This is a genomic window from Embleya sp. NPDC001921, from assembly GCF_053594475.1.
Map to the genome: position 1 here is coordinate 1 of NZ_JBSFEO010000135.1, position 3,921 is coordinate 3,921.

General features: G+C 71.8%; 1 protein-coding gene. It reads right to left on the reverse strand.

Annotated features, from left to right (window positions below; translation table 11 throughout):
- Positions 1-3,921 (reverse strand): amino acid adenylation domain-containing protein (locus tag ACWCPW_RS51705; protein WP_449768635.1); only part of this gene is annotated, 3,921 nt, incomplete at both ends.

Genomic DNA, 3,921 nt, shown 5'->3' on the forward strand with positions numbered 1-3,921 from the left:
GCACCCACCCTCAACACCGCCAACAACGCCACGACCAGATCCACACCACGCTCCAACACCACCGCGACAACAGACTCCCGACCCACCCCCAAACCGGCCAAATAGGACGCCAACCGACCCGACCGCACATCCAACTCCCCGAACGACACCTCCTCCCCACCACACACCAACGCCACCGCATCCGGCGACCACTCCACCCACCGCCCCAACAACCCCACCACCGACACCCCACCCACCTCGGCAGACGTGTCGTTCCACTCCACCAGCACACGCGCACGCTCGTCCGCGTCCAGCACATCGAGCGCGCCCACGCGGGTGCTCGGGTCGGCGGTCAGTTCGGCCAGGGCCCGGACCCATCGTTCGGTGATCGATCGCACGGTGTCCGCCTCGAACAGGTCCGCGGTGCCGGTCACCCAACCCAGCAGGCCGGCGCGCCGGCCGTGCCGGTCGAACGCCTCGGCGACGGTGACGTCCAGGTCGAACTTGGCCACCGAGGGCAGATCCGAGGCGGCGTCCGTGGTCGGCGCGTCGGTGCGTACGCCGGGCAGGTCCAGCGCGGCTCGCGCGTTGTTCTGCACCGTGAGCATGACCTGGAAGAGCGGGTGCCGGGCGAGCGAACGGGCGGGCGCGAGCTCCTCCACCAATCGCTCGAACGGCACGTCCTGGTTGCCGAACGCGCCGAGTCCCGCGTCGCGGACCCGGCCCAGCAGTTCGCGGAATGTGGGGTCGCCGGAGAGGTCGGTGCGCATCACCAGACTGTTCACGAAACACCCGACGGAGTCGTCCAGCGCCTCGTCCGTGCGCCCGGCGACGGCCGCGCCGATCGGAATGTCGGAACCGGCGCCCAGCTTCGACAGCAGCACCGCCAGCGCGGCTTGGAGAACCATGAACACGGTCACGCCCTCGGCCCGCGCCAGTTCGACCACTTGAGTGTGCGTCTCGGCCGGGATCTCCAACGGCACGCTGTGTCCGACGTGGGTGGCCACCGCCGGACGCGAGTGGTCGACCGGCAACGGGAGTTCCTCGGGGACTCCGGCCAGGGTCTCGCGCCAGTAGGCGACCTGGGCCGACAACACACTGTTCGGGTCGCCCTCGCCGCCCAGCAACTCGCGCTGCCACAACGCGTAGTCGGCGTACTGCACCGGCAACGGCTCCCACTCGGGCTCCTCGCCCGCGCGGCGGGCCGTGTACGCCTGGGCGATGTCCCGGCCCAGCGGCTCCCAGGACCATCCGTCGCCCGCGATGTGATGCACCACCGCGACCAGGACACACTCCTCGTCGGAGCGGAACAGCCAGGCTCGGATCGGTATCTCGGTGGAGAGGTCGAACGCGTACTCGCTCGCCCGACCGACCGCCGGGGCCAGTTCGTCGGTTGCTACCCGGCGCACGTGCAGCTCCCACTCGAACCCGGCCGGGTCGAGGATGTGCTGGTACGGCTCGCCGTCCGCGACCGGGAACACGGTACGCAGCACCTCGTGCCGTGCGATCACGTCCCGCAGCGCGCCCGCCAGCGCTTCTTCGTCCAGGTCGCCCGACAGGCCGACCACCACCGGGATGTTGTACGTCGGGTTCGGCCCCTCCAACTGTTCGATGAACCACAGGCGCCGCTGGGCGAACGACAGCGGCAGCGGCTCGGGCCGCTTGCGCGCGGTCAGCGCCGGGCGTACCGCGCCCGTCCCCAGTTCGGCGATCCGCGCCGCGAGCGTGGCCGCGGTGGGCGCCTCGAACAGCTCCCGGATCGCGATCTCCGCGCCCAGCACCGCACGCACCCTGGACACCAACCGGGTAGCCAGCAGCGAGTGCCCGCCGAGGTCGAAGAAGTCGTCGTCGACGCCGACCGTCTCCAGACCCAGGACCTGGGCGAACACGCCGCACAGGATCTCCTCCCGGGCATCGGTCGCGGCCCGGCCCGCGTCGCCGGCTCCGGCGTACTCCGGCGCGGGCAGGGTCTTGCGGTCCAGCTTCCCGTTGGGGGTCATCGGCAGCACGGACAGCGCGACCACGGCGGCGGGCACCATGTATTCCGGCATCTTCTCGGCCGCGAACCGGCGCAACAGCTCCGGGAGTTCACCATCGAGCGTGCCGGCCTCGCCGGTCGCGGAGGCGGCCACGACGTAGGCGACGAGCCGCTTGTCGCCCGGCACGTCCTCGCGGGCGATCACCGCGGCCCGGGCCACCCGCGGATGGGTGACCAACAGCGCCTCGATCTCCCCCGGTTCGATCCGGAAGCCGCGGATCTTGATCTGGTCGTCGGCCCGTCCGGCGAACCGCAACCGCCCGTCGTCGGTCCACCCGACCCGGTCCCCGGTCCGGTACATCCGCGACCCGTCGGCGGCGAACCGGTCCGGAACGAAGCGCAGACCGGTGAGCCCGGGACGGCCCAGGTAGCCCCGCGCGACGCCGGCGCCGGCCACGTACAACTCGCCGACCACTCCCGGCGGCACCGGGTTGAGGTACTCGTCGAGCACATAGGCGCGGGTGTTGACGATCGGCGCGCCGATCACCGGTTCGTCGCCCGGCCGCAGCGGCTCGGACATGGTCGCCACCACCGACATCTCCGTCGGCCCGTACGCGTTGATCAATCGCCGACCCGGTGCCCATCCGGCCACCAGTTCGGCGTCCAGCGCCTCGCCGCCGGACAGGAGCGTGGAGACCGACGGAAGATCGTCGGGGTCAAGGAGGCCCAGCACGGTGGGCGGCAGCAGCAGGTGGGTCACCCGGTGCCGATCGACGAGGTCGATCAGGCCCGCTCCGGGCAGGAGTTCGTCCGCCGGCGCCACCACGAGACGTGCTCCCGAGCACAGCGCCATCAGCAGTTCCCAGGTGGCGGCGTCGAAGCCCACCGAGGCGAACTGGAGTACCCGGCTGTTCGCGTCCAGGTCCAGTCCGCGCGCCGCGACCAGGTTCACCGCGCCGGCGTGCGACACCAGAACGGCCTTGGGCGTGCCCGTCGACCCCGAGGTGTAGATCACGTAGGCGAGGCCCTCGGGCCGGGCCGCGGCGAGCGTCGCTGGTCCGGTCGCCGGCACCGCGAGAGCGCCCCGCACCCGGTCGTCGTCCAGCGCGATCGTCAGGATGTGTCCGAGCGGCAGGTCCTCCAGGAGCTCCTCCGTGCCCACCAGCGCCATCGCCCGGCTGTCGGTGAGCATGAACATGATCCGGTCGGTCGGCTGCTTGGGGTCGATCGGCAGGTAGGCCGCGCCGGCCTTCCAGACCGCGAGCAGCGCCACCACCAGTTCGACGCCGCGCTCCAGCAGCACGGCGACCACCGACTCCGGGCCGACCCCCGACCCGGCCAGGTACCGCGCCAGGCGATCGGCCCGGTCGTGCAGCTCCGCGTAGCTCAGCTCGAACCCGTCACCGGCCACCGCCACCGCGTGCGGTGCCCGGGCCACCTGCGCCGCGAACAGCTCCGGGACCGTGGCCGTGGGCACGTCCAGCGCGGTGTCGTTCCAGTCCAGCAGCAGCCGGGACCGCTCGGCGTCGTCCAGTACGTCCACGCTGCCCAGCGGGACGTCGCCGGCGGCCGTGTTCGCAAGGCCCATGCCGGCCGCGCCGACCGTACCCGCGGTGGCGTCGGCCAGGACGGCGAGGAAGTTCTCGATCGTGGTGTGCAACATCCGCGTGACCACATGCGGATCGACCGGCGCCGCCGCGTCCACGGTCAACCCGAAGCCCTCCGCGCCGAGATCGTCCACGGACACCACCAGGGGGAAGTTGGTCAGGTCCTCCATGAAGACCGTACGAACGCCCATGGTGTCGTCGTCGGTGCGACCGCCGGGCGTGCCCGGGGCCGGCCGCGAGTCGGCCTCATGCCCGGTCTCCGGCTCGCCGCTGTAGCGGTAGTTGAAGAAGGCGGTGAACAGCGGTGCGTCGCCGGTGATCCCACTCGCCTGCTGCGCCACGGCCAACGGCGCGTGC